Here is a 22,195-nt window from a genome sequence, read left to right on the forward strand (position 1 = left end):
GTGGACTGTCAGTGTTCGTCCCTTCCCTGCGTGCGCCTGTCGGTCCGTGCGCCGACGGTCGGTACTTCGTTACCTTACCTAATCTTTTACGCTTTCTTGATGCGCTCGAGTGTTCGTGCGAACGGTGCGCATATGGATGCATCTCCATACCGCGTCCGAGTGGCTTCCGCGCTGCGCCTATGGTTGCTCCTGCACTCCCAGGACCACCCTGCCCCTCGAAGGACAGCGATGCCCGCCAACACAACCGCCTCTTCCGGTTCTTCCGATGCGAAGAAGCCAGGCAGGAAGAAGGGGCGACGCGCCCGTCTGCTCGTGATCGTCCTGGTGCTGGCGCTTGTCGCGGGTGTCGGCTATGGCGCGTTCTGGTCCGTCTCCACGGTGCGGGCCTCGTACCCGCAGACCACCGGTTCGATCGACCTCGACGCTCTCGACGCCGACGTCGACGTCCGACGCGACAGTTACGGAATCCCGCAGATCTACGCGGACTCCGACGCCGACCTCTTCCGCGCCCAGGGCTTCGTCCAGGCTCAGGACCGCTTCTGGGAGATGGACGTCCGCCGTCATATGACGTCCGGCCGGCTCTCCGAGATGTTCGGCTCCGGCCAGGTGGCGACCGACTCCTTCCTGCGCACCCTCGGCTGGCGCCAGGTCGCGCAGAAGGAGTACGACACCGTCCTGGACGAGTCCACCAAGAAGAACCTCCGGTCGTACGCGGAGGGGGTGAACGCGTACCTCAAGGGCAAGGACGGCAAGGACCTGTCCGTCGAGTACGCCGCCCTGGGGCTCACCAACGACTACAAGCCCGCCGAGTGGACCCCGGTCGACTCGGTCGCCTGGCTGAAGGCGATGGCCTGGGACCTGCGCGGCAACATGCAGGACGAGATCGACCGCTCCCTGATGACCAGCAGGCTGAGCGCGAAGCAGATCAAGGAGCTGTACCCGGACTACCCGTACGAGAAGCACCAGCCGATCGTCGGGCAGGGCGCGGTCTCCCCGGTCACCGGAGAGTTCGACCCGGCCGCCGTGCCCTCGGACGACATCGGCGCCGGTGCCGGTGCCGGTGCCGGGACCGCGGAGGGAGCGACGCAGGGCCTCGGTACCCAGCTCTCCTCCCTCGCCGACACCCTCGACGAGATCCCCGCGCTGCTCGGCCCGAACGGCAGCGGTATCGGATCGAACTCCTGGGTCGTCTCCGGCGACTACACGACCACGGGCAAGCCGCTGCTCGCCAACGACCCGCACCTGGCGCCGATGCTGCCCTCGCTCTGGTACCAGATGGGTCTGCACTGCCGGACCGTCTCGGAGTCCTGCCGGTACGACACCGCCGGATACACGTTCTCCGGGATGCCCGGTGTGATCATCGGCCACAACCAGGACATCGCCTGGGGGCTCACCAACCTCGGGGCCGACGTCACCGACCTCTTCCTGGAGAAGGTCTCGGACGACGGCTACCAGTACGACGGCAAGGTGAAGCCCTTCGTCACCCGCGAGGAGACCATCAAGGTCGCGGGCGGCAGGGACCGCCACATCACCGTCCGCGAGACCAACAACGGCCCCGTGGTCTCCGACCGCAGCAACGAGCTGGAGAAGGTGGGCCAGAAGGCCCCCGTCACCAACTCGGCCCCCGACCGCGCGGAGGGGTACGCGGTCGCCCTGAAGTGGACCGCCCTGGAACCGGGCAGGTCCATGGACGCAGTCTTCGAGATCAACCGCGCCAAGGACTTCAAGTCCTTCCGGGCGGCGGCCGAGCACTTCGAGGTCCCCTCGCAGAACCTCGTCTACGCCGACACCAAGGGCCACATCGGCTACCAGGCCCCCGGCAGGATCCCGGTCCGCACAAAGGGTGACGGCACGCTGCCGAGCCCCGGCTGGACCTCGGAGTACGGCTGGGAGAAGAAGCCGGTCCCGTTCGACGAGCTGCCCTACGAGTACAACCCGAAGCGCGGCTACATCGTCACCGCCAACCAGGCCGTCATCGACGAGAAGTACCCCCACCTGCTCACCAAGGACTGGGGATACGGCGCCCGCAGCCAGCGGATCAACGACCTGATCGCGAAGAAGATCGACGGCGGCGAGAAGATCTCGACCGACGACATGCAGAAGATGCAGATGGACAACAGCAGTGCGATCGCCGCCCTGCTGGTGCCCAAGCTGATGAAGACCGGCGTCGCCGACCAGCACGTCCGTGAGGCGCAGAAGCTGCTGGAGGGCTGGGACTACACCCAGGAGTCCGACTCGGCGGCCGCCGCGTACTTCAACGCGGTGTGGCGCAACATCCTCAAGCTGGCGTTCGGCAACAAGCTCCCCAAGGAGCTGCGCGCGCAGGGCGACTGCCTCAACGTTCCGCCGGCGAAGAGCACCGGCCCGCTGGACGAGCAGAAGCGACTCGTACGCGAGTGCGGGCAGCGTGACGCGGACTCGGCGCAGCCGGACGGCGGGGACCGCTGGTTCCAGATCGTCCAGAACATCGTGGATGACCAGGACAACGAGTGGTGGAAGGTGCCCGCCAAGGGCCGCGAAGAGGCGCTGGAGAGCCGCGACGACCTCTTCGGGCGTGCCATGGAGGACGCCCGCTGGGAGCTGACCGCCAAGCTCGGCAAGGACATGTCCACCTGGAGCTGGGGGCGCCTGCACCAGCTGACCCTGAAGAACCAGACCCTCGGTACCGAGGGCCCCGGCCCTCTCCAGCGGGCGCTCAACCGCGGCCCGTGGAACCTGAGCGGCGGCGAGGCCGCGGTCAACGCCACCGGCTGGAACGCGGCAGGCGGTTACGAGGTCATCTGGGTGCCCTCGATGCGGATGATCGTGAACGTGGGGGACTGGGACAAGTCACGCTGGATCAACCTCACCGGCGCTTCCGGGCACGCGTTCAGCTCGCACTACACCGATCAGACGGACAAGTGGGCCGACGGTGAACTGCTGGACTGGTCCTTCGGTACCAATGCGGTGCAGCAGTCCACCGTCGACCACCTGACGCTCAAGAAGCCATGAGGCCCGGCCTCGGCGCCTCTAGGTCCTGTCTGGAGTTCCCCCGCGGCGTCGCGGCGTCCGGCACCGCCGCCTCCGGCGTTGTCGTCAGTCGCGAGGGCTCCGCCATCGCTCCCTCCTCCGCCTTGGATTCGACGGCACCGGACGCCGCTCCTTCTCCCGCGCTGGAACTCCAGACAGGACCTAGGTGAAACGCCGCGCTCCGGCCGGCGTCACCACGGCGTCCACGGGGTGGTCGTGCGGTTCCTCCGGGACCCGCGCGACCACCTCGTTCCCGTACAGCAGGACGACCAGCGCCGGCCGCGCGCCCGCCGCGGCCAACCGGGCGAGGACCCGGTCGTAACTGCCGCCCCCGCGCCCCAGCCGCATCCCGCGCCCGTCCACCGCGAGACCGGGCAGCAGGACGGCGTCGGCGCCGAGGACGGCGCCGGGCCCCAGGCGTACGCCGTCCGGCTCACGCAGTCCGCGACCCGCCCGGGCGAGATGCTCCGGTCCTTCGTACACCGCCCAGTCGAGGTCGTTGTCCGGGAGGAGCACCGGCAGCAGGACCCGGACGCCCCGCTCGCGCAACGTGTCGATCAGCGCGCGGGTCCCCGGCTCGCGCCCCACGGACACGTACGCGGCGACCGTTCGCGCGTCCGCCAGTTCCGGGAGCTCCAGTGCCGAGGACGCGAGGGCCGCGGCGGTCTCCTCAATGCTCTGCGAGGTCAGGAGGGCCCGGACGGCGAGCAATTCGCGTCGCAGGGACGCCTTTCCTGATGTTTCGTCATTCAACGGGCGCTCACACTATTCTCGTATGGGTATAAGTGAGTACAAAATTAACCGGACGCTCATCTTCCGCCCATCCTCACCGGTTAAGGTTCTGGGCATGACTCAGTCGTTTCCCAGGATCAGCAAGGCCGTCATCCCGGCCGCAGGTCTCGGCACACGCTTCCTGCCGGCCACCAAGGCCACTCCCAAGGAGATGCTGCCGGTCGTCGACAAGCCCGCGATCCAGTATGTCGTCGAAGAGGCCGTCGCAGCCGGTCTCTCCGACGTGCTGATGATCACCGGCCGTAACAAGCGTCCCCTTGAGGACCACTTCGACCGGAATTACGAACTGGAGAACGCGCTCACCCGCAAGGGCGACGGCGAACGGCTCTCCAAGGTTCAGGAGTCCAGCGACCTGGCCACCATGCACTACGTACGCCAGGGCGACCCGCGCGGCCTCGGCCACGCGGTCCTCTGCGCCGCGCCGCACGTCGGTGACCAGCCCTTCGCCGTGCTTCTCGGTGACGACCTGATCGACCCGCGCGACCCGCTGCTCGCCCGGATGATCGACGTCCAGGAGCGTGAGGGCGGCAGCGTCATCGCTCTGATGGAGGTCGAGCCCTCGCAGGTCCACATGTACGGCTGCGCGGCCGTGGAGCCCACCGCCGACGGGGACGTCGTGCGCATCACCGGCCTCGTGGAGAAGCCCGACCCGGCCGACGCACCCAGCAACCTCGCCATCATCGGCCGGTACGTCCTGGACCCTGCCGTCTTCGGAATACTGCGTCAGACCGAGCCCGGCCGGGGCGGCGAGATCCAGCTCACGGACGCGCTGCAGCTCCTGGCGGAGGACGAGAAGGTCGGCGGTCCGGTGCACGGAGTCGTCTTCAAGGGCCGCCGCTATGACACCGGTGACCGGGGCGACTATCTGCGTGCCATTGTCAGACTCGCGTGCGAACGTGAAGACCTGGGACCGGACTTCCGGACCTGGCTGCGCAGATACGTCACCGAGGAGATGTAACCCCGTGAGCAGCACGATCTGGTCGGTGGACGAACACCTGGACGACATCCTGGGCTCGGTGAAGCCGCTCGAACCCATCGAGCTGCAACTGCCCGACGCCCAGGGCTGCGTCCTGGTCGAGGACGTCATGGTGGAGGTCGCGCTGCCGCCCTTCGACAACAGCTCGATGGACGGCTACGCGGTCCGGATCGCCGATGTCGAGGGTGCGAGCCAGGAGTTCCCCGCCGTCCTCACCGTCATCGGTGACATCGCGGCGGGCAGCGACGGACTGACCGGCGATCAGATCGTGGGCCCCGGGCAGGCGGCCCGCATCATGACCGGTGCCCCGCTGCCCGAGGGCGCCGAAGCGGTGGTCCCGGTCGAGTGGACGGACGGCGGTACGGGCGAGGGCCCGGCATCCACCATGCGGGCCCACAGCGACGCGCCCGAGGGCGCGAGCGGTGAGGTCCGCGTCCACCGTTCCGTCGAGGCCCGCGCCCATGTCAGGGCCCGGGGCAGCGACGTCCAGCCCGGCGACCTGGCCCTGCGCGCCGGCTCGGTCGTAGGACCGCCGCAGATCGGACTGCTCGCCGCGATCGGCCGCGCGACGGTCAGGGTGCGCCCGCGCCCCCGTGTCGTCGTCCTGTCCACCGGCAGCGAACTGGTCCAGCCGGGCGAAGAGCTGACCGGCGGCCAGATCTACGACTCCAACAGCTTCGCGCTGACGGCCGCCGCCCGGGACGCGGGAGCCATCGCGTACCGGGTGGGCGCCGTCGCCGACGACGCCGGGACACTGCGGGCCACGATCGAGGACCAGCTGATCCGCGCCGACATCGTCGTCACCACCGGTGGCGTCAGCGTCGGTGCGTACGACGTGGTCAAGGAGGCCCTGTCCTCGGTGGGCGACGAGGACGAGCCGGGCAGTGGCATCGACTTCCGCAAGCTGGCCATGCAGCCGGGCAAGCCCCAGGGCTTCGGCTCGATCGGCCCCGACCACACCCCGCTGCTCGCGCTGCCGGGCAACCCGGTCTCCAGTTACGTCTCCTTCGAGCTGTTCGTCCGGCCCGCGATCCGTACGCTGATGGGTCTCGAGGACGTTCACCGGCCCACGGTGACCGCGACGCTCGCGATCGAGAAGGCGCTCGCCTCACCGGCCGGCAAACGCCAGTTCCTGCGCGGGACGTACGACGCCGAGGCGGGCACCGTCACCCCGGTCGGCGGTGCCGGATCGCATCTGATCGCCGCGCTCGCCCAGGCCGACGCGCTGATCGTGCTGCCCGAGGACGTCACATCCGCCGAGCCCGGCACGACGACCCAGGTCATCCTGCTCCGCTGACTTCCGCCCGGTGGCTGTACGGTATCTGCCGCTGTGCCTTCCCGGGGGATACCCCCCGGACCCCCTTCCCGCACCACGGTGCGGGCCGAGCGGGCAACCGGCGCCCTACCGCTAGGCGGAGTTCAGTGAGTACGCAGAACAGGCTGACGCACATCGACGAGGCGGGCGCCGCCCGGATGGTCGATGTGTCCGACAAGGACGTCACCACGCGCGTCGCCCGCGCCAGCGGCCGGGTCCTCGTCTCCCCACGCGTCATCGAACTGCTCAGAGGCGAGGGCGTGCCCAAGGGAGACGCGCTCGCCACGGCGCGGATCGCGGGAATCATGGGCGCCAAGCGCACCCCGGACCTGATCCCGCTCTGCCACCCGCTCGCCGTCTCGGGTGTCAACGTCGATCTGAGCATCGCGGACGACGCGGTGGAGATCACCGCCACGGTGAAGACCACCGACCGCACGGGCGTCGAGATGGAGGCCCTGACCGCCGTCTCGGTGGCCGCGCTCACGGTCATCGACATGGTCAAGGCGGTCGACAAGGCCGCAGTGATCACGGACGTCAGGGTCGAGGCCAAGTCGGGCGGCAAGTCCGGCGACTACCGGCGCCAGGCGCCGGAAGGAGCCGGGGAATGACCGGCTCCGGTACCGGTGGGGCAGCCAGCGCCCCGTACCGCGCACTCGTGGTCACCGCGTCGAACCGGGCGTCCGCCGGCGTCTACGCCGACAAGGGCGGCCCGCTCATCGCCGAGGCGCTCACCGGTCTCGGGTTCACCGTCGACGGACCGCAGGTCGTCCCGGACGGTGACCCGGTGGAGGCCGCGCTCCGTGCCGGAGCGCAAGCCGGGTACGACGTGATCGTGACCACCGGCGGTACGGGCATCTCGCCCACCGACCGCACCCCCGAGGCCACCCGCCGCGTCCTCGACCACGAGATCCCCGGCATCCCCGAGGCGATCCGGGCCGAGGGCCGCGACAAGGTCCCCACGGCAGCGCTCTCCCGCGGTCTCGCGGGCGTCGCGGACCGCACGCTCATCGTGAACCTGCCGGGCTCCACCGGTGGCGTACGCGACGGACTCGCGGTCCTCGGCCGACTCCTGGTGCACGCCGTCGACCAGCTCCGCGGTGGCGACCACCCCCGACCGGGGAGCGCGAGCTGAACGTTCCGACCTGGCCGGTGACGCTTCGCGACGGCGAGATCGTCCTGCGCCCCATAAAACTGCGTGACCAGCGCGAATGGCGTGAGATCAACCGCCGCAACCGCGACTGGCTGCGGCCCTGGGAGGCGACCGTGCCGCCGCCCGCGCCGGGCGGACCGATGGCGCAGCGCCCTACGTACCGTCAGATGATCCGTCATCTGCGCACAGAGGCGAACGCCGGCCGGATGCTGCCCTTCGCTATCGAGTACGAGGGCAGGCTCGTCGGGCAGTTGACGGTCGCCGGGATCACCTGGGGCTCGATGTGTTCCGGTCACGTCGGCTACTGGGTCGACCAGGGGGTGGCGGGCCGGGGTGTCATGCCGACCGCGGTCGCGCTCGCCGTCGATCACTGTTTCCGTACGGTCGGGCTGCACCGCATCGAGGTGTGCATTCGCCCGGAGAACGCGCCGAGCCGCAGAGTCGTGGGAAAACTCGGATTCCGCGAGGAAGGGCTTCGTCCACGTTATCTCCACATCGACGGTGCGTGGCGGGACCATCTGATCTACGCGCTCACCGCGGACGAGGTCCCCGAGGGGCTGCTGCGGCGCTGGCACCAGTCGAGACCCGGCACCCCGCACCCGCCCCGCGAAATGAAATAAGTGTTCGAAATTGATCGCTGTCTGACCGCTAACGAACGTGCAAACGTCGACTGTTGATCCGAACAATCACAAAAAAAGTCCGTGATATCAGCTAGATCGTGCGACACACCGGGCCAATTGGCGGATGCCTCCGCACAAACCCCTCTACGGTGTGAGCGTGAGCAGCAGCGGCCTCATCTACGCAGTCATCGTCGGGGCCTGGGCCGCCTACTTGGTGCCGATGTGGCTTCGCCGGCAGGACGAGCTCAACGAAGCACGTCCGACAGAACGCTTCAGCACCGCCATCCGGCTGCTGTCCGGACGGGCGGCCATGGAGCGCCGTTATGCCAAGGAGCTGGAGGAGCGCGCCGCCGAGGAGGCGACACCCGACGTCGACCCGGACGCGGCCACGGACCGACTGGGTTCCGCGGACGTCCGGGCCTTTGCCGCGCCTCCGGCGCACACCGAGGCCCGGATGCACGACCCGGCGCACGCTCCGGACCGGGCGCCTGGCCGTCCGGTCCATGAGCACCAGGCGCCCGATTCCACGTATAGGGAGCGCCGGGAGGCGCAGGGGCGCCCGGGGCAGGAGCGGTCCGCTCCCACCAGACGCCCGCGCACGTCCAGCGCGGATGCCGAGCGGGCCCGGCGGGCCCAGCGCTCGCAGCTCCTGGCCCGCCGTCGTCGTACCACCGTCGTCCTCTTCCTGGCCTTCACCCTCGGCGCGGTCGTCGCGGCGGTCGGCGGACTCGGCTTCCTGTGGGCCCCGGCCGTGCCGGCCGTGCTCCTGAGCACGTACATCGTGCATCTGCGCGCCAAGGAGCGGCACCGGTTCGCGTTCACGATGGACCGGCGCCGGGCGGAGATGGCCGCCCAGCGGCTGCGCGAGAACCGCCCCCGCAGGCACCAGTCCACGACGACGGCTCCCACCGAGCCCGACGAGGAGCCCGAAGCGCGCCACCCCCAGCCGGAACCCGCGCCCACCGTCTCCCCGCAGGAGGCCGGCCGCCGCGCCCTCGTCGAGCAGACGGACCACGCGGAATGGGTCGACCAGCAGCGCGAGCGCGGCCGGGTCCAGGGCGACAGCTGGGAGCCGGTCCCGGTTCCCCTCCCCACGTACGTCACCGCCCCGGTCGCCCCGCGCGCCTCGGGCGGCGTCGAGGTCAACGACCCGGAGACGTGGAGTGCGGCACGCTCCAGCACGGCGGAACCCACCCAGACGGGCACCTCGCACCCCGTCGCGCCCCCGGCGGACCCGGCGCCACGCCAGCGCGGCAACCCGTCCCGCCGCAACCGCGAGCGTGGCCGTACCCCGCTGTTCGACCAGTACGACGAGGACGACCGCCCCCGCGCTGCCAACGAGTGAGACGCCCGGAACGCCGACTCGCTGACCAGCGGGGAACGGATTTCCAAGCACCCCTGTGGGGATGCTAAAGTTTCACTCGTTGCAAGGGCCTGTGGCGCAGTCTGGTAGCGCACCTCGTTCGCATCGAGGGGGTCTGGGGTTCAAATCCCCACAGGTCCACCGCAGCTCAGAGCCCCTACCGGGGAAACCCGGTAGGGGCTCTTTGGCGTCGTACAGCAACTACGTACGGCCAGAAACATGCGACGTCCCGGCCTGGTGATCGGCGACTAGGATGCCGTCCGGGTACGGCCCCGTACGGGTATGGCGATCGTGGTGGATCGTGCCCTTCGCACTCTGCTCCTGCCCCGCCCATGCCGACCAGATCCAGGAGGTCTTCCGGTGACGTCAGGCCCCCGGCAGTCCGCCCCGAAGCCCGGTCCTCCTGCTCGCCGCGAGCGCTGGTTCCAGCCGCGTCGCTCCGGCTACCGGTGGGAGCAGGAAGGACTGGACCATGTGCGGCAGCTGATGCCTCAGGCTGAGCCGTACCGGGCGTGGGCGACGTTCCAGTTCACCAGTGCCTCCGGGCGGGTCAACGAGTGTGACCTGCTGATCGCCGTACCGGGCGGGCTGTACCTGCTGGAGCTGAAAGGCCACCCGGGCCGAGTGGTCAACCACGGGGACACCTGGCAGTTCCACGCCGACCGGGTGCGGACGCTGAAGAATCCGCTGCATCTCACCGACCTGAAGGCGAAGGAACTCAAGAGCCAACTGGAGCGCGCGGCACGAGCCTCGGGGGACGATCCGAGGCGGGTTCCCTTCATCAAGCCCGCCGTTTTCCTCCACGACGCGGATCTGGTGAGCGAGCTGGACGAGTTTCAGCGCACCGCGGTCTTCGGCCGCAACGACAGCGCGAGCGGGCTGCCGGGTGTCTGAGTCTGCCGCCCGAGCGGGAGAGCTGGCGGGTCACCACCCAGGACAGTCAGCTGCTCGAAAAGCTGATGAAGCGCATCGGGGTCAGCCAATCGACGGCGCACCTGCGCTTCGGGGACGGCTGGCGGCTGGAACCACGCGCCCTGGACGCGGGCTCCGGTCGGCCGCCTGCCGACCGGCGCAGCACCCTGGTGGACCGGCTTGCCGCCGAGGGCGGCCTCCACCCGTACGCGGTTGCCGACAGCATCTCCGCAGCCCTGGACGCTGTGGTGTTCCAGTCCACCGCCGCCGATCTGCAGGAGCGGCTGGCCTCACCTGACGATTTCCTGCGTCTCCTGGACGCTGCAGAGGCTGACACGGCAGCGGCCGAGCAGCCGGGTGGCGCAGTCGCGGACCCGTTGGCCGTGCTGCCCGGCCAGCCCCTGGACAGTACGTGGACGGTCGCCAGGGTGCTCGGTACCGGAGCCGCCGCCCGCGCGCTGCTGGTGCGCCGCACGGCGGACGAAGGAGCGGCCGAGCCGGACTCTCCCCGTGTCTTCAAGGTCGCCCTCGACCGTGAGAAGGACGCCCGCCTGTATGCGGAGGCCGAGGCTCTCAAGGAGGTTGGCGGCGGCCGCATCGCCAAGCTGCTCGCCGAGCCCCGCGAACTGGCCGGTCGCACCGTGCTGGAGATCGAGTACGCAGGTGGCTTCCGTTCGCCCGCAGACCGGGACCCGGTCAGCCTCGGATCGCGGCTGCGCGGGCAGGGTTCTCTGGGCTACGACCAGTTGGAGCGGTTCGGCAACGACCTGTTCGACGCTCTCGACAGCCTGGCCGCCCGAGGGGTGCGCCACCGGGACATCAAGCCGGACAATCTGGGTCTGTTCAAGCGCAACGACGGTTCCTGGCAGTTGATGCTGTTCGACTTCTCTCTAGCCGAGGCGCCCGACCAGGACATCCATGCGGGGACCCGCGGCTATCTCGACCCCTTCCTGGGAGGCAGCCGCCGCGCACGCTATGACGATCACGCCGAGTGGTACGCCGCCGCCGTGACACTCCATGAGATGGCTTCGGGTGAACGCCCGGTGTGGGGTGACGGCCAGAGCGACCCGCTCACCGTCGTCGACGCCGAGCTGTATGTCGCCCGTGAACTGGTCGACCCGGCACTCAGTGAGGGTCTCACCCGCTTCTTCGAGCGCGCCCTGCACCGGGACGTCGAGCAGCGGTACGACAGTCTGCGCCAGATGGCCGAGGGGTGGCGGCAGCTGTTCCGTACGGCGGACTCGGCTCGCCCGGCCACCACCCCGGCCACCGTGGGCATGAACGCCGAGGACATCGACGATGTACGCGAGCAGGTCGCCGCTGCTGCCGGTCTGACCACTCCACTGGAGGCTGCCGGGCTGTCTCCGCGGGCCGTCTCGGTCGCGGCAGGCCTGGGCGCAGCCACTGTCAAAGCCCTGCTGGACATCCCGCCCCACACGATCTCCCGTGCCCGGGGCGCCGGCAACGTGATCCGCAAGGAGCTCAACCGGCGTCATCGCCAGTGGACGCACGACCTGCGCAAGAGGTCCGCGGCCAAAGCACCTGTGCCTGTTGCGTCGGATGCTTCCGAGGAGGCTCTGGAGTCGGTGGACACGCTGGCCGCTCGGCTCACCCCGGCAGAGGGGAACCGCCGTACCAAGCCGCGCCCCGACGTCGTACGCACCACGCTCCAGCTGCCCGGCGCTGAGCCGCTGGATCCCTGGCCGGCCCAGCCCGCCATCGCCAAGGCGCTGGGCATCAGTCAGCCCACCGTCTCGCAGCATCAGCTCGCGGCGATCGAGCAGTGGGCAGCCCTGCCGTGGCTTCGCCGGATCCGCGACGAGCTGGTGACCATCCTGTCCGAGCAGGGCAGGGTTAGCGCGCGTCTGGATACCTCCCGCCGACGCGGTGGCTTCCTCGCGCTCACTCTCAAGGGTGCGGAACTTCCCGGTATCGCAGCCAGGCTGGCATCCCGCTTCGCTGTCGTGCCGGTCTCGCTCGACGAGCTGTTCCTCACCGCCCTGCGTGAGCTGGCGGAGGAGCAAGGTGTGCGGTGGCAGGCCTTGTTGAAGGCGGATGCCACGTTCGCGGCCTCCGGTGTCCTTGGGCCCGCGCTCGCTTCCTACACCCGTCTCGCGTCGGAGCGCGTCGCCGTACGCGTCACTGCTGTCGCCGAGCAGGCGGGGCCGCGCACCATCCTCCTGGCCCACCAGGCCGGACTGCCCGCCCGTTACTGGGAGGCCGAGGCCGGGAACTCCTGGTCACGCTGCAAGAGGCGGCCCGCCGCCCCGCGGACGCTCCGCATGGTCTGTGGCTCCTGGTTCCCGCCGAGGACCCGCAGGCGACACCGGCTCTGGACGGCCGCACGGTGGATGTCGTGGACCGGGTGAGCGAGTGGGCGGTGCTGGACGGTCTGTCGTTGAAGGAGCTGCGGGCGGAGGGCGGTAACGCGGGGGAGTGGGCTTCGGTGTGAGGCGTGAGGCGCACGCGTCACCACCCGGAGCTCGGTCCTCGGCCCTCGGCGCTCGAATCCCGGGACCCGAGCTTCGGGACCGGCCGTTCACTCTTCGGGTGGTACGAACAGAGGGCTGCGCCCGACGCTTGAGCTTCGGGATTCGGGCGTCGGGATACGAGGTCCGAGGGCCGAGCGCCTTCTTTAACCCGGTAGGGAAAGAGGGTTAGGGAAAACCTTTCCCCCCTCCCTGCCCCGTCACGGCCAGCAAGTATGACTAATCGTGGCCAACTTGCAGCGAAGCGTCACGGTTGCTTACGGTGCGACAACGAAACGACCCCGACGCGGTGTTGACCGCACCATGCCGGGGTCTCACCCCAAGATCGAACGGACCCGATCTCGTGGCTACTCAGCACCTTAGCGCTGCCCTGTCCGGGCCCACATCCTCGCGCCCGTACCCGAAGGCCAGTCCCGGCTACGGCAAGCGAACCGCCCCGCACCAACCCGCGCCGACGGGACGGGAGTTCTCGCTGCTGCCCGAACGGGAGCGGTACGTCGCCGGGTTCGTGGACCATCTGCCCGACGGTTCGGCCATGGACGTCAAGACGCTGGCCAAGCAACTCCCGCTCTACGGCCAGCAAGCCGTCGCCTCCGCCCTGACCGCTCTGTCCGTCGCGGGTCACCTCCGTCGCGTACGCCGCCTCGCCGGTGAAGGCGACCAGGTCCGCTGGGTCTTCCACACCTACTGGTCCCGCACCGCACGCGACAACGAATGGTGGGCCGCCTTCCTCGCCGCCCTCGACCACCGGGACGCCCCGGAAGCACCGGCCCCCGGGACTGCGTCCCCGCAGCCCTGGACCCTCACGGAGCCCTCCACGCCCGTGCCCGCCGTGCCGGCCGCCGCCGAGGTCCCGCCGGCCCTCCCGCCGGAGGAGCCGCTCGTCGCACCTGAGCCTGTACGCGGCCCCGCCGTGCCTCAGCAGCCGGGCCCCGGGTGCCCCTCGCCTGCGTACCTGGCCCTGGCGCAACTCGGCCGCGTCGAACCGCGCCTGGCCCTCTCCGCCGCCGACTGCGAAGCCCTGCAAGAGCTGGCCAACGGCTGGTTCGCACGCGGTGTGGACGCGAACTACCTCATCCGGGCGCTGGCTGCGGGCCTCCCCGAAGCGGTCGGCTCACCCGTCGGCTTCATCCGGCGCCGCCTCGTCACGAAGATCCCGCCCCAGCTGCCCGCCACCCGCGCCCCGGACGCGACCGTCGGGCCCGTTCGACGCCTCACCGTCGAGTGCACCGAATGCGGGGCCCCCGGCCGGCCCGAAGCCCTTCCCGACGGCCTCTGCGGCCCCTGCCGCCGCACCACGCAAGGCCTCGGCTCCACCCAGGAGCCGTCCACCGAACCGACGCCTGGACCCGACGTCCATGCCTACGTCAGCCGCATCCGCCGGGCAGTTCTCGACGCCCGTTGACGGCTACCGCCCGGGTTCGTGGGCCCGCGAGTGCGCTGATCACGATCGTGTGATGAGCGCTACGGGCCTGTGCTCGCCGGAGGTGGGGTCACGGACGGCTCGATGGTCGACCTGGCAAAGATCCGCTAGGGCAGGAGACTGATGCGCTCGCTGCACGCCGGCATGATCGTGTTACTGGACCGGGGCTTCTCCGGCAACGCGTTCCTGGCCGCGGAGGCCGCCTTCCTCGCCCGCGTCACCGCGGCACGCAGACCGCCGGTCCTGGCCCGCTACGACGACGGCTCCTACCTCTCCCGCTTCGGCGACATCGAGGTCCGCATCATCGAGTGCGAGATCACCATCACCACCAGCCAGGGCTGCCGGACCGGCCTCTACCGACTGGCCACCAACCTCCTGGACCACCACCGATATCCGGCATCCGACCTGGTCAGCATGTATCACGAGAGGTGGGAAGTGGAGTCGGCCTACTTCGCGATCAAGAAATCGATGCAGGGTCGCCGGGTCCTGCGCTCCAAGACCTGGGCCGGCATCGCCCAGGAGGTACCCCGGGAACGGCGCACCGCCCTACGATCCCCATCGCGGTACGGGTGAATATCGGCCGAATATTGGCCGAGAGGGGGCAGCCTCGTCGCACTCGTTTTCACCGTTGCTAGACATCTAGCTCACGCAACGGCCACGACATATACACATTTTGAACCCTGGCTACCCGTGTGATCCCTTTCGTTTCAGGGCGTTCCTCCGGTGCGATCACCTCCTGCTTCGATTCGCCTACCTATGAGTAAGGTGACCGCCGTGCGCGTCGGAGGATCTTGACCGATCCGTCGTGACGCGCACACGTTATTCGGCGGCCGGGGGAACAGTGCCGCCACGGGGGCAGGGCGGATAAGTGTGCCGTGACATTGGTTCATCGCGCATATGCCTTGGCTCCGCATCGGTTCTGCATTCTCCGTCGGGCCTGACCCGCCCGGACGGCGGGCTGATCCCATCACCGCTCCGGGGCGTCGGACGGTCGCCCTCGCCTGCCCTCGTTCGCTATGAAGGATGCTCCTTTGCCACCCAAATCATGGTCAACCGGATGCAGATCGCGCAGATCCGCGCTGCTCACTACGCTCGTCACATCCGTTACGGCCTTGGCCGTTCTCGTCGGCCTGGCCACCCAACCGGGCCCACTCGCCGGCAACGCCTCACCGGCGATCGAGCCGGTCGCCGACTACGGCTGGTCCAAGGACACCGCAGCCGAGCAGCTTCGGCAGGACCAGTGCCTGATGAGCGACGTGCTGCGGCTCGGCGGACCATCCATGTCCGACACGGCGCAAGGCGGACTCGGCCAGACGCCCGAACAGCTCCGTATGCTGGCCAACCGCGACCACTGGGAGGAAACGCCCCTCGCAACGGCCTATGGCAAGGACCGGAACGCCGCCGAGGCGGAGCTCGCGGCCATCGACACGCTCCACAACAGCTGGAAAGCACCGCTCGCCGGGCTGGAGAACCCGGCAGGCTTCACCCAGGCGGCTTTCCTCTGGCCGCCCGGAACCAGTGACGACGGTCAGAAGGACTTCCACTCGCAGACCGGTCTGAGCCAGTGGGTGGCCGACCGGTTCTGGAAGGAGGAGGGAGACTTCTACGAGGACCCGACCCCCGCGGCGGACGACCAGACCCTCAAGGCCGTCAAGGACTTGGGCGCACCGCTGTACGGGCAGGATCCCGATCCGGGACTTCCCACCGATGAGTGGAACCGTGCGATCGCCGAACGGGACGCCTACGAACATCTGACGGACTGGCCCCTGGAGCAGCCCGGTGCGGACAACGCCCGTCTCTTCCTGGGCTCGGGCGGATTCCCCCGCACCGCCCCTCTGCCCGGCACAGCGGAACACCGCATCGCGGTGGAGGACCTCAAGTCCCGCTTCTCCGCCTGCGCATGGCGCGACCCGTTGGATCCGAACAGTGTGCTGGGCAATATCTCCGCCACCGCCGCCGCTGAGTGGCAGCAGGAGATCGCCTCGCAAGCCCCCCAGCGCAACCAGATCCTGAACGCCAACAAGGCCGCCACCAATGCGCTCGCCACCGGTTCCAAGGCGCTGGGACAGATGCTGGGCCATTCGTGGGTGGCCGACCACCTGACCCGCTGGCAGGACTACTGGTCCGCCGGAGGAGTCGGCTGGATAGGCACGTCGCCGACGGTGATCCAGATACCGGGGGCAGCGGGCAAGTGCCTGGAGGCCGCGGGCGGCGGGAAGACCAACGGCACGGCCGTCCAGATGTACACGTGCAACAACACCCCGGCCCAGCAGTGGGAGGTATGGGGTGACGACCCGGGTCTGCACCTGCGCAACGTGAACTCCCAGAAGTGCCTCGACGTGGCGTCCAACAACACGGCGAGCGGCACGAAGATTCAGCTGTGGACGTGCGGCAGTACGCCGGCGCAGACCTGGGAGTACAACGTCCGGGCCGCCACGACCATCAAGAGCGTCGGTACGGGCAAGTGCCTGAGCCTGTCGTCGCTCGCCAACGGCCAGGACGCCCTGACCGACACCTGCAACACCACCACCGCGCAGAAGCTCACCATCAAGGTCTCAGCCCACAACGGCCCCGTCACCTCTGCGGCCCAGTTCACCAAGGCGAGCGCGTCCTTGTCAGCCGCCCAGGCGGCATCGAAGTCGCAGCTCGGCATCATCAAGGCACAGGCGGCCGCCGCGGCGAACGCCGCCACCACCAGTGAGACGGCGGAGAAGGCCGCCTACGCGGTGGCGGACGCCAAGGGCACGCCGCGCGGTCGCGGGCTCCTGGTCGGTCAGCAGAAGGCCCAGGTCACCCAGGGCGCCGCAGCGGCGCTTGCCGCGCTGGTGAAGGCCGGTGAGACCGCCGAAGCGGCCACCCGTGCCGCGGCGAGCGACAGTGCGACGATCGCCCAGCGCGCGCTGGCCCAGGCCGCGCAGTCGAAGGCCGAGTTCCGCAAGGAGGCGGCGTACACCGCCGAGCTGCAGGCGAAGGCCGCGGCGGATGCCGCCAAGCTGCACCGGGACAAAGCCAAGAAGGACAAGGAGACGGCCGAGGCCAAGCTGGCCCAGGCACTGGCGGCGGAGTCCGATGGGAAGGTGGCCGCCGCCGACGCGCACGCCAAACGGCTCGCGGCCGAAGCGGAAGAGGCGAAGGCGAAGAAGGAGAAGGCGACTGCCGAGGCCAAGCAGGCGGAGACCGCCCAGCACCGGCAGACGGCCGAAGCGGAAGCGGCGAAGGCCAACGATGCCAAGGGCAAGGCGCAGACCGCCGAGGCCACGGCGGTAGCCCGCAAGGAGGACGCGGAAGCGGCCAAGGATAGAGCGCGCGACCTGCGCGACGACGCCTGGGACGCGGAGCAGAAGGCTGACGCGGCGCGTGCCAAGGCGGACGCGAAGGAGGCGCTCGCCGAGGCGCACTCGGCCGACAGCGATGCGGGGGAGTCCAGGGCGGCGGCGGACGCCGCGTCCGGATTCGCCGATGACGCCGAGGCGGCGGCCGGCCGGTCCCGGACCGCGGCCGACGCCGCGACCAGCTCGGCAGCCGAAGCGGACGCCGCAGCCACCCGCGCCGAGGCCGCCGCCAAGAGGTCCCGAGCGGCGGCGGACGGCGCCCAGGCGGCCAAGCTCCGGGCCGATGCGGCGGTGCGGACCGCGACGAGCGCCGCGGCCGACGCCATCGACGCCGCCGAGCACGCCGCAGCCCCTCTCTGTCAGCCTTGGGTGAGACGTCTCGCTTCGGCGGGTTAGCCTGAGAGGGCACTGACAGGAGAACTATCCCCTCATGACCAGTACCAATCCCACGGGATCCGACCCGGCCCCCAGGCCGAAGCGCCGTTCGTTCAGTCCGGAGTACAAGCTGCGGATCGTCGCCGAGTACGACGCCGCGCCCAAGAACGAGAAGGGCGCGGTCCTGCGCCGCGAGCGCCTGTACCACTCGCACGTCACCGAGTGGCGGGCCGCGCGGGATGCCGGGGCCCTGGAAAAGCTGGTCGACAAGCGCACCAGCCCGGCGAGGCCGAAGAAGCCGGCCGCCGAGACGGAGAACGAGAAACTGCGCCGCCAGGTGGAACGGCTGGAGAAGGAACTGGCCCGGAACAAGGCCGCACTGGAAGTCATGGGAAAAGCTTCCGCGCTCTTGGAAATGATCTCCGAGAGCGCGGACTGAATCCTGCCGCCGGCCCTGTCGTGGACGAGGCGTTCACCGGCGTCGAGGCCCAGCTGGGCATCACGGCCGCCTGTCGGCTGACCGGTCGGTCCAGGGCCACCCATTACCGCCGGCTCCGGCCCCCGCCACCACGCGAAGAACGTGCCCCGCAGGTGCAGCCGTCGGCCCTGTCGGACGAAGAGCGTGCCGTGGTGCTGGAGTTGATGAACGGCGAGGAGTACGCCGAGCTTGCGCCCGCGCAGATCTGGGCCCGCGAGCTGGACGCGGGGCGCTATCACTGCTCGGTCTCGACGATGTACCGGATCCTGCGCGAACAGGGGCAGAGCGGCGAGCGCCGACGGCAGGCCACCCATCCCGCCAGGACGGTGCCCGAGCTGGTCGCCACCGGGCCCTCGCAGGTGTTCACCTGGGACATCACCAAGGCGGCCGGACCGGTCAAGGGCGTCTGGTATCACGCCTACGTGATCATCGACATCTTCAGCCGGTACATCGTCGGCCACACCGTCGAAGCGGCCGAATCAGCGACACGGGCCGAGGAACTGATCCGCGAGACCATCACCCGCAACGGCATCGTGCCCGAGACCGTGCACGCGGACCGCGGCACCTCGATGACCAGCAAGAAGGTCTCCCAGCTGCTGATCGACCTGGGGGTGACGCGGTCGCACTCGCGGCCGAAGGTCTCCAACGACAATCCTTACAGCGAGGCCCACTTCAAGACCACGAAGTACATGTCCGACTACCCCGAACGGTTCGACTCGCTGACCCACGCCCGCGAGTGGTTCGACGCCTTCATCGCGTACTACAACCACGAGCACCGGCATTCCGGCATCGGCTGGCACACCCCCGCATCCGTCCACTTCGGGACCGCCGAGGAAGTCCGCGACCAGCGCGCGGTCACCCTCGCCGAGGCATACGCCCGCCACCCCGAACGCTTCGGCCGCCGCCCCCGACCACCCCAGATACCCCAAACGGCCTGGATCAACGACCCGGCCAAGCGCCGCGAACCCGCACCACAAACCCCATAGCGATACGACCGTCTCACTGGACTTGAAATCTTCCGGCCGAGGCGAAGCTGGCGGTCAAGATGGCTGACGAGGCCGAGGCCCAGGCCAAGACCGCCAAGTCGCACGCCGACGTGGCCCAGACAGAGGCCGACAAGGCCGTGGTCGCCTCGGCGAAGGCAGCGGGCCTCGCCCACGTCACCGCCCAGGCCGCCGTGGACGCGGGTAACGCCGCCGCCCAGGTTGCCGCACCCGCCAACGACGCGATCCAGCTTGGCTCGCCCTACGTCACCAAGGACTCGGCCGCCGGGCTCGTGGTGCTGACGGGGCAGGCGTCCAAGAGCATCGCCGAGCAGCAGAAGGCCGTCGCGGACGCCCACGCCAAGAACGCCGCGGAGGAGGCGGCAGCCTCCAAGGTCATCGCCGCCGCGGCACAGGGCGACGCCAAGGCCGGCTACCAGCACGCGGCGAACGCCGCCGGCTACGCGGCCACCGCCCGCGGCTACGCCAAGGAAGCTCTCGGTTACGCGGCAGCCGCCGCCGAGGCCGCCGCGAAGGCGCAGCTGTCACTGGCCCGCACCATCGAGTACGACCGGCAGGCAACGGCCGACGCGATAGCGGCCGAAAAGGCGGCCGGTCGGGCTGAGGGGCATGCCACCCAAGCCCGCAGTTCAGCGGACCATGCAGCCCTCGACGCCGACGCGGCCCGCACCGCCGCGACGCAGGCCGAAGAGGCCGCTGAGGACGCCAGGGCTGCCGCGACGCGCGCCGACGAGGCTGCCACGGCAGCCGAGGAAGCCGCCAAGGACGCCCAGAAGTACGCGGAGTCCGCACAGGAGGCGGCTGAGTCCGCAGAACGCAAGGAGGCCAATCAGCAGGTCAACAGCGGAGCCGGCACCGGGATCGGCGGTGCGTTCTATGTCATCGACAAGATCACACAGGCGGGCCCGGCCAAGCAGCTCAACCCTTGCGACTACGTGCCCCAGGGCTGCACCGTCACGTACGAGCTGCACGTCGATGTCACGGTCAGCTACTACTACTGCGTCAACCCCGAGGTCCCCGCCACCGAGTCCGGCTGCCCGAAGTCGGACACGGTCTTCCTCGGCACGGAGACACTCAAGGACCAGACGAACAACTGGACCCACCACTTCAGCTTCGGTGACATCACCCGGCTCGGCTGGCAGAACCTCTTCGGGGACACGGCCGGCACGATTCTGTACGAACTGGTGCTGGGTGACGTCGCCCGGTGCTATCACCGCGACAAGTCCAGCTGTGCCTGGGTCGCCGCGATGTTCGTGCCGACCTCGGTCGCTACGAAACTCGCCGAAGCGGTCAAGCTCGCCGCGCGAGCCGAAGTAGCGGCCAAGACCGGGGTGAACGCCGCGCAGGTACTGGCGGACCTGAAGAAGATCTTCGGGGAGAAGGGCGTCCTCCAGATCGGCGACCCCACGTCCGCGGCAGGCATGGGCCTGCGCATCGCGGTCGGTTCGGCGGAGCGGGCCAAAATCGCCCGCGGCACACTGGACCCGAAGCTGCTGGAGCAGCTCACCGCGTCCGGCGTGAAGTTCAACAAGGCCGACACGATCTGGGTGGCCACGTACGCCAAGCCCGGCCTTCCCCTCGCCTGGCTCGAGAAGGGCAACGCCCACGCGGGCCTGATCCACATCGTGTTCCGGCACGCGGGGGAGTTCGCCACTGCCGGCGTCCGGGTGGAAGACATCCCGGCCCTCGTCAAGACGGTGCTGACCCACGGCACGAAGGTCGGCACCCAGGGTGCGGGGAGGCCGATTTTCGAGGTCACGTTCAACGGCAAGACCCAGAAGGTGGCCATTAGCGTGGGGGACAACGGATACGTGATAGGAGCGAACCCCGTATGACCCACGACGAAGTGTGGCCCATGCCCGTGCTGGTGCAGCCACGGGGTGACGTGTCGCCGCTGCACGAGCCGGAGGACCCCGGAGCCTGGGAAGAGCCTGACACCTACACCCGCAACATCCCGCTGGACGACGTCCGGCTGGACCTGCCTGCGGATCTGGTGGACATGCTGCGCTCCTGGACGTCGGCCCATCGGCCGGAGGGGTTTGCCTCCCGCTCGGACCGGCGTGCCCACATCAAGCAGGGGCTGGCGGCGGCTCGGCGACTCGCCGTACACCTCGGGCCGTCGTGGGGGGTGCGCTACTGGGACGAGGACCTCCGGACAGCGAAGTGGGTTTGCTGGGGCTGCGACCGCCTCCACTGGGAGCGTGACGAACACGGCACGCCCCCGCACCCGCTCGACATCACGGTCGAGGGCGAGTTCAAGTTCGGGCCGCTCCGCTCCGACGGATTCGGGGACTTCTTCCCGGACGACCCTGCCGCCGGCTTGTCCCTGTCCGACAGCCTCGTCGCCGATCTGTATACCTGGGCGCGGAGCATCGACACCACGCTGAACCTGGAGATCACCTACCGGGAGGAAGGCAAGTACGACGACGAGTGGCCGCGGCTGTTCCGGGAGGGAGCGCAGCTCGCGGAGCGGACCGCCCACGAGCTCGGACCGCTCCGGACCGTGACGTACAAGGGTCTGGCACATGGTGGCCTGGCTGTGCTGACGTCGGTCGCCTGGCGAGGAGACCGGAAGCTGTAGCCGCGAGCGAACACGGCACCCAGCGCGCCCGCCCTCCCGCACCGCGGGAGGGCGGGCGCGCTGGGTTCAGCCGTTGGCCGATACGGGCGGGCGCCCCGGGACAGCAGTATCATCAGTGGATCCGCAATCACGTGCAGCCCTACCTGCCCGACATCACCTTCACCACCCTGCCCTCACCTGGCCCCGACCCACGTCTACGGGACCGCGCAGGAGGGACAAGGACCAGCAGGCCGCCGTCGTCCCGTACCGGAGACGGACCACACCGTGTGGGGCTGAAAGACCAGACAGAACGCGACTACCGCGACCGCTTCGCCCGCACCGAAAGCGCCGAGGAAGAAGTCCCGCGCCTCTTCGACCACACGCGCGAGTGCCCCGG

15 protein-coding genes, 1 tRNA gene and 2 pseudogenes are annotated in these 22,195 nt (G+C 69.6%); 17 read left to right on the forward strand and 1 reads right to left on the reverse strand.

What is annotated here, in order from left to right; translation table 11 throughout:
* The first annotated feature begins 228 nt into the window (after window positions 1–228).
* A complete protein-coding gene (locus F0344_RS21315; protein ID WP_185300326.1) occupies window positions 229–2,991 on the forward strand; it encodes a penicillin acylase family protein in 2,763 nt (920 codons plus the stop codon).
* A 180-nt stretch (window positions 2,992–3,171) separates the two neighbouring features.
* Here the strand turns inward: F0344_RS21315 and F0344_RS21320 are convergent, their stop codons facing one another.
* Window positions 3,172–3,762 carry a 5-formyltetrahydrofolate cyclo-ligase gene (locus F0344_RS21320; protein WP_185300327.1) on the reverse strand — a complete coding sequence of 197 codons (591 nt, stop codon included), beginning with the start codon at window positions 3,760–3,762 and terminating at the stop codon, window positions 3,172–3,174.
* Between the two features lie 94 nt (window positions 3,763–3,856).
* Here F0344_RS21320 and galU point away from each other — a divergent pair, with 94 nt between their 5' ends.
* The 16 genes and pseudogenes from galU to F0344_RS21395 all read left to right on the forward strand — a co-directional run bounded on the left by galU (window position 3,857) and on the right by F0344_RS21395 (window position 21,819).
* Entirely contained in the window at window positions 3,857–4,759 is a 903-nt protein-coding gene (gene galU, locus F0344_RS21325) for a UTP--glucose-1-phosphate uridylyltransferase GalU (RefSeq protein WP_185300328.1), read from the forward strand.
* A gap of 4 nt (window positions 4,760–4,763) precedes the next feature.
* Window positions 4,764–6,074: a molybdotransferase-like divisome protein Glp gene (gene glp / locus F0344_RS21330; RefSeq protein ID WP_185300329.1), complete on the forward strand. Its 1,311-nt coding sequence runs from the start codon at window positions 4,764–4,766 to the stop codon at window positions 6,072–6,074.
* A 125-nt stretch (window positions 6,075–6,199) separates the two neighbouring features.
* Window positions 6,200–6,700, forward strand: coding sequence for a cyclic pyranopterin monophosphate synthase MoaC (gene moaC / locus F0344_RS21335; RefSeq protein ID WP_185300330.1), 501 nt, complete (start codon window positions 6,200–6,202; stop codon window positions 6,698–6,700).
* A complete protein-coding gene (locus F0344_RS21340) occupies window positions 6,697–7,224 on the forward strand; it encodes a MogA/MoaB family molybdenum cofactor biosynthesis protein (protein ID WP_185300331.1) in 528 nt (175 codons plus the stop codon). Before moaC ends, F0344_RS21340 begins: the two co-directional genes overlap by 4 nt.
* Before the next feature lie 17 nt (window positions 7,225–7,241).
* Window positions 7,242–7,862 (forward strand): GNAT family N-acetyltransferase, encoded by a 621-nt coding sequence (locus tag F0344_RS21345; protein WP_185300332.1) that lies wholly within the window; start codon window positions 7,242–7,244, stop codon window positions 7,860–7,862.
* Window positions 7,863–8,019: 157 nt separating this feature from the next.
* On the forward strand, window positions 8,020–9,207 hold the full coding sequence (gene sepX / locus F0344_RS21350; RefSeq protein ID WP_445585678.1) for a divisome protein SepX/GlpR: 1,188 nt from the start codon (window positions 8,020–8,022) through the stop codon (window positions 9,205–9,207).
* An 85-nt stretch (window positions 9,208–9,292) separates the two neighbouring features.
* Window positions 9,293–9,366, forward strand: a tRNA-Ala gene (locus F0344_RS21355).
* Window positions 9,367–9,585: 219 nt separating this feature from the next.
* Window positions 9,586–10,119, forward strand: coding sequence for an NERD domain-containing protein (locus F0344_RS35170; RefSeq protein WP_219732147.1), 534 nt, complete (start codon window positions 9,586–9,588; stop codon window positions 10,117–10,119).
* Window positions 10,120–10,184: 65 nt separating this feature from the next.
* Window positions 10,185–12,506: a protein kinase domain-containing protein gene (locus F0344_RS21360; RefSeq protein WP_219732148.1), complete on the forward strand. Its 2,322-nt coding sequence runs from the start codon at window positions 10,185–10,187 to the stop codon at window positions 12,504–12,506.
* A 463-nt stretch (window positions 12,507–12,969) separates the two neighbouring features.
* On the forward strand, window positions 12,970–14,031 hold the full coding sequence (locus F0344_RS21365; protein WP_185300334.1) for a MarR family transcriptional regulator: 1,062 nt from the start codon (window positions 12,970–12,972) through the stop codon (window positions 14,029–14,031).
* 141 nt (window positions 14,032–14,172) lie between these two features.
* Window positions 14,173–14,622, forward strand: a complete 450-nt coding sequence (locus F0344_RS21370; protein WP_185300335.1) for a hypothetical protein — start codon at window positions 14,173–14,175, stop codon at window positions 14,620–14,622.
* Window positions 14,623–15,065: 443 nt separating this feature from the next.
* Window positions 15,066–17,732 (forward strand): annotated as a pseudogene (locus F0344_RS21375) (RICIN domain-containing protein); the annotation flags it as partial.
* 79 nt (window positions 17,733–17,811) lie between these two features.
* Complete coding sequence (locus F0344_RS21380; protein WP_185300336.1) at window positions 17,812–18,195, forward strand: transposase; 384 nt, start codon at window positions 17,812–17,814, stop codon at window positions 18,193–18,195.
* A 20-nt stretch (window positions 18,196–18,215) separates the two neighbouring features.
* A complete protein-coding gene (locus F0344_RS21385) occupies window positions 18,216–19,220 on the forward strand; it encodes an IS3 family transposase (protein WP_185300337.1) in 1,005 nt (334 codons plus the stop codon).
* A 38-nt stretch (window positions 19,221–19,258) separates the two neighbouring features.
* Window positions 19,259–21,073, forward strand: a pseudogene (locus F0344_RS35995) (virulence factor); the annotation flags it as partial.
* The gene (locus F0344_RS21395) at window positions 21,070–21,819 is read left to right on the forward strand and encodes a hypothetical protein (protein ID WP_185300338.1); all 750 of its coding nucleotides are present in this window, start codon (window positions 21,070–21,072) and stop codon (window positions 21,817–21,819) included. The pseudogene F0344_RS35995 and the gene F0344_RS21395, both read left to right, overlap by 4 nt.
* Window positions 21,820–22,195 lie beyond the last annotated feature (376 nt).

This window comes from Streptomyces finlayi (assembly GCF_014216315.1).
GTDB lineage: Bacteria > Actinomycetota > Actinomycetes > Streptomycetales > Streptomycetaceae > Streptomyces > Streptomyces finlayi_A.

What these genes read in the sequence shown, in the direction of transcription:
- F0344_RS21315 (WP_185300326.1), top strand. Translation starts at nt 229, where the DNA reads ATGCCCGCCAACACAACCGCCTCTTCCGGTTCTTCCGATGCGAAGAAG.
- galU (WP_185300328.1), top strand. Translation starts at nt 3,857, where the DNA reads ATGACTCAGTCGTTTCCCAGGATCAGCAAGGCCGTCATCCCGGCCGCA.
- F0344_RS21340 (WP_185300331.1), top strand. Translation starts at nt 6,697, where the DNA reads ATGACCGGCTCCGGTACCGGTGGGGCAGCCAGCGCCCCGTACCGCGCA.
- F0344_RS21360 (WP_219732148.1), top strand. Translation starts at nt 10,185, where the DNA reads ATGAAGCGCATCGGGGTCAGCCAATCGACGGCGCACCTGCGCTTCGGG.
- F0344_RS21370 (WP_185300335.1), top strand. Translation starts at nt 14,173, where the DNA reads ATGCGCTCGCTGCACGCCGGCATGATCGTGTTACTGGACCGGGGCTTC.
- F0344_RS21380 (WP_185300336.1), top strand. Translation starts at nt 17,812, where the DNA reads ATGACCAGTACCAATCCCACGGGATCCGACCCGGCCCCCAGGCCGAAG.
- F0344_RS21395 (WP_185300338.1), top strand. Translation starts at nt 21,070, where the DNA reads ATGACCCACGACGAAGTGTGGCCCATGCCCGTGCTGGTGCAGCCACGG.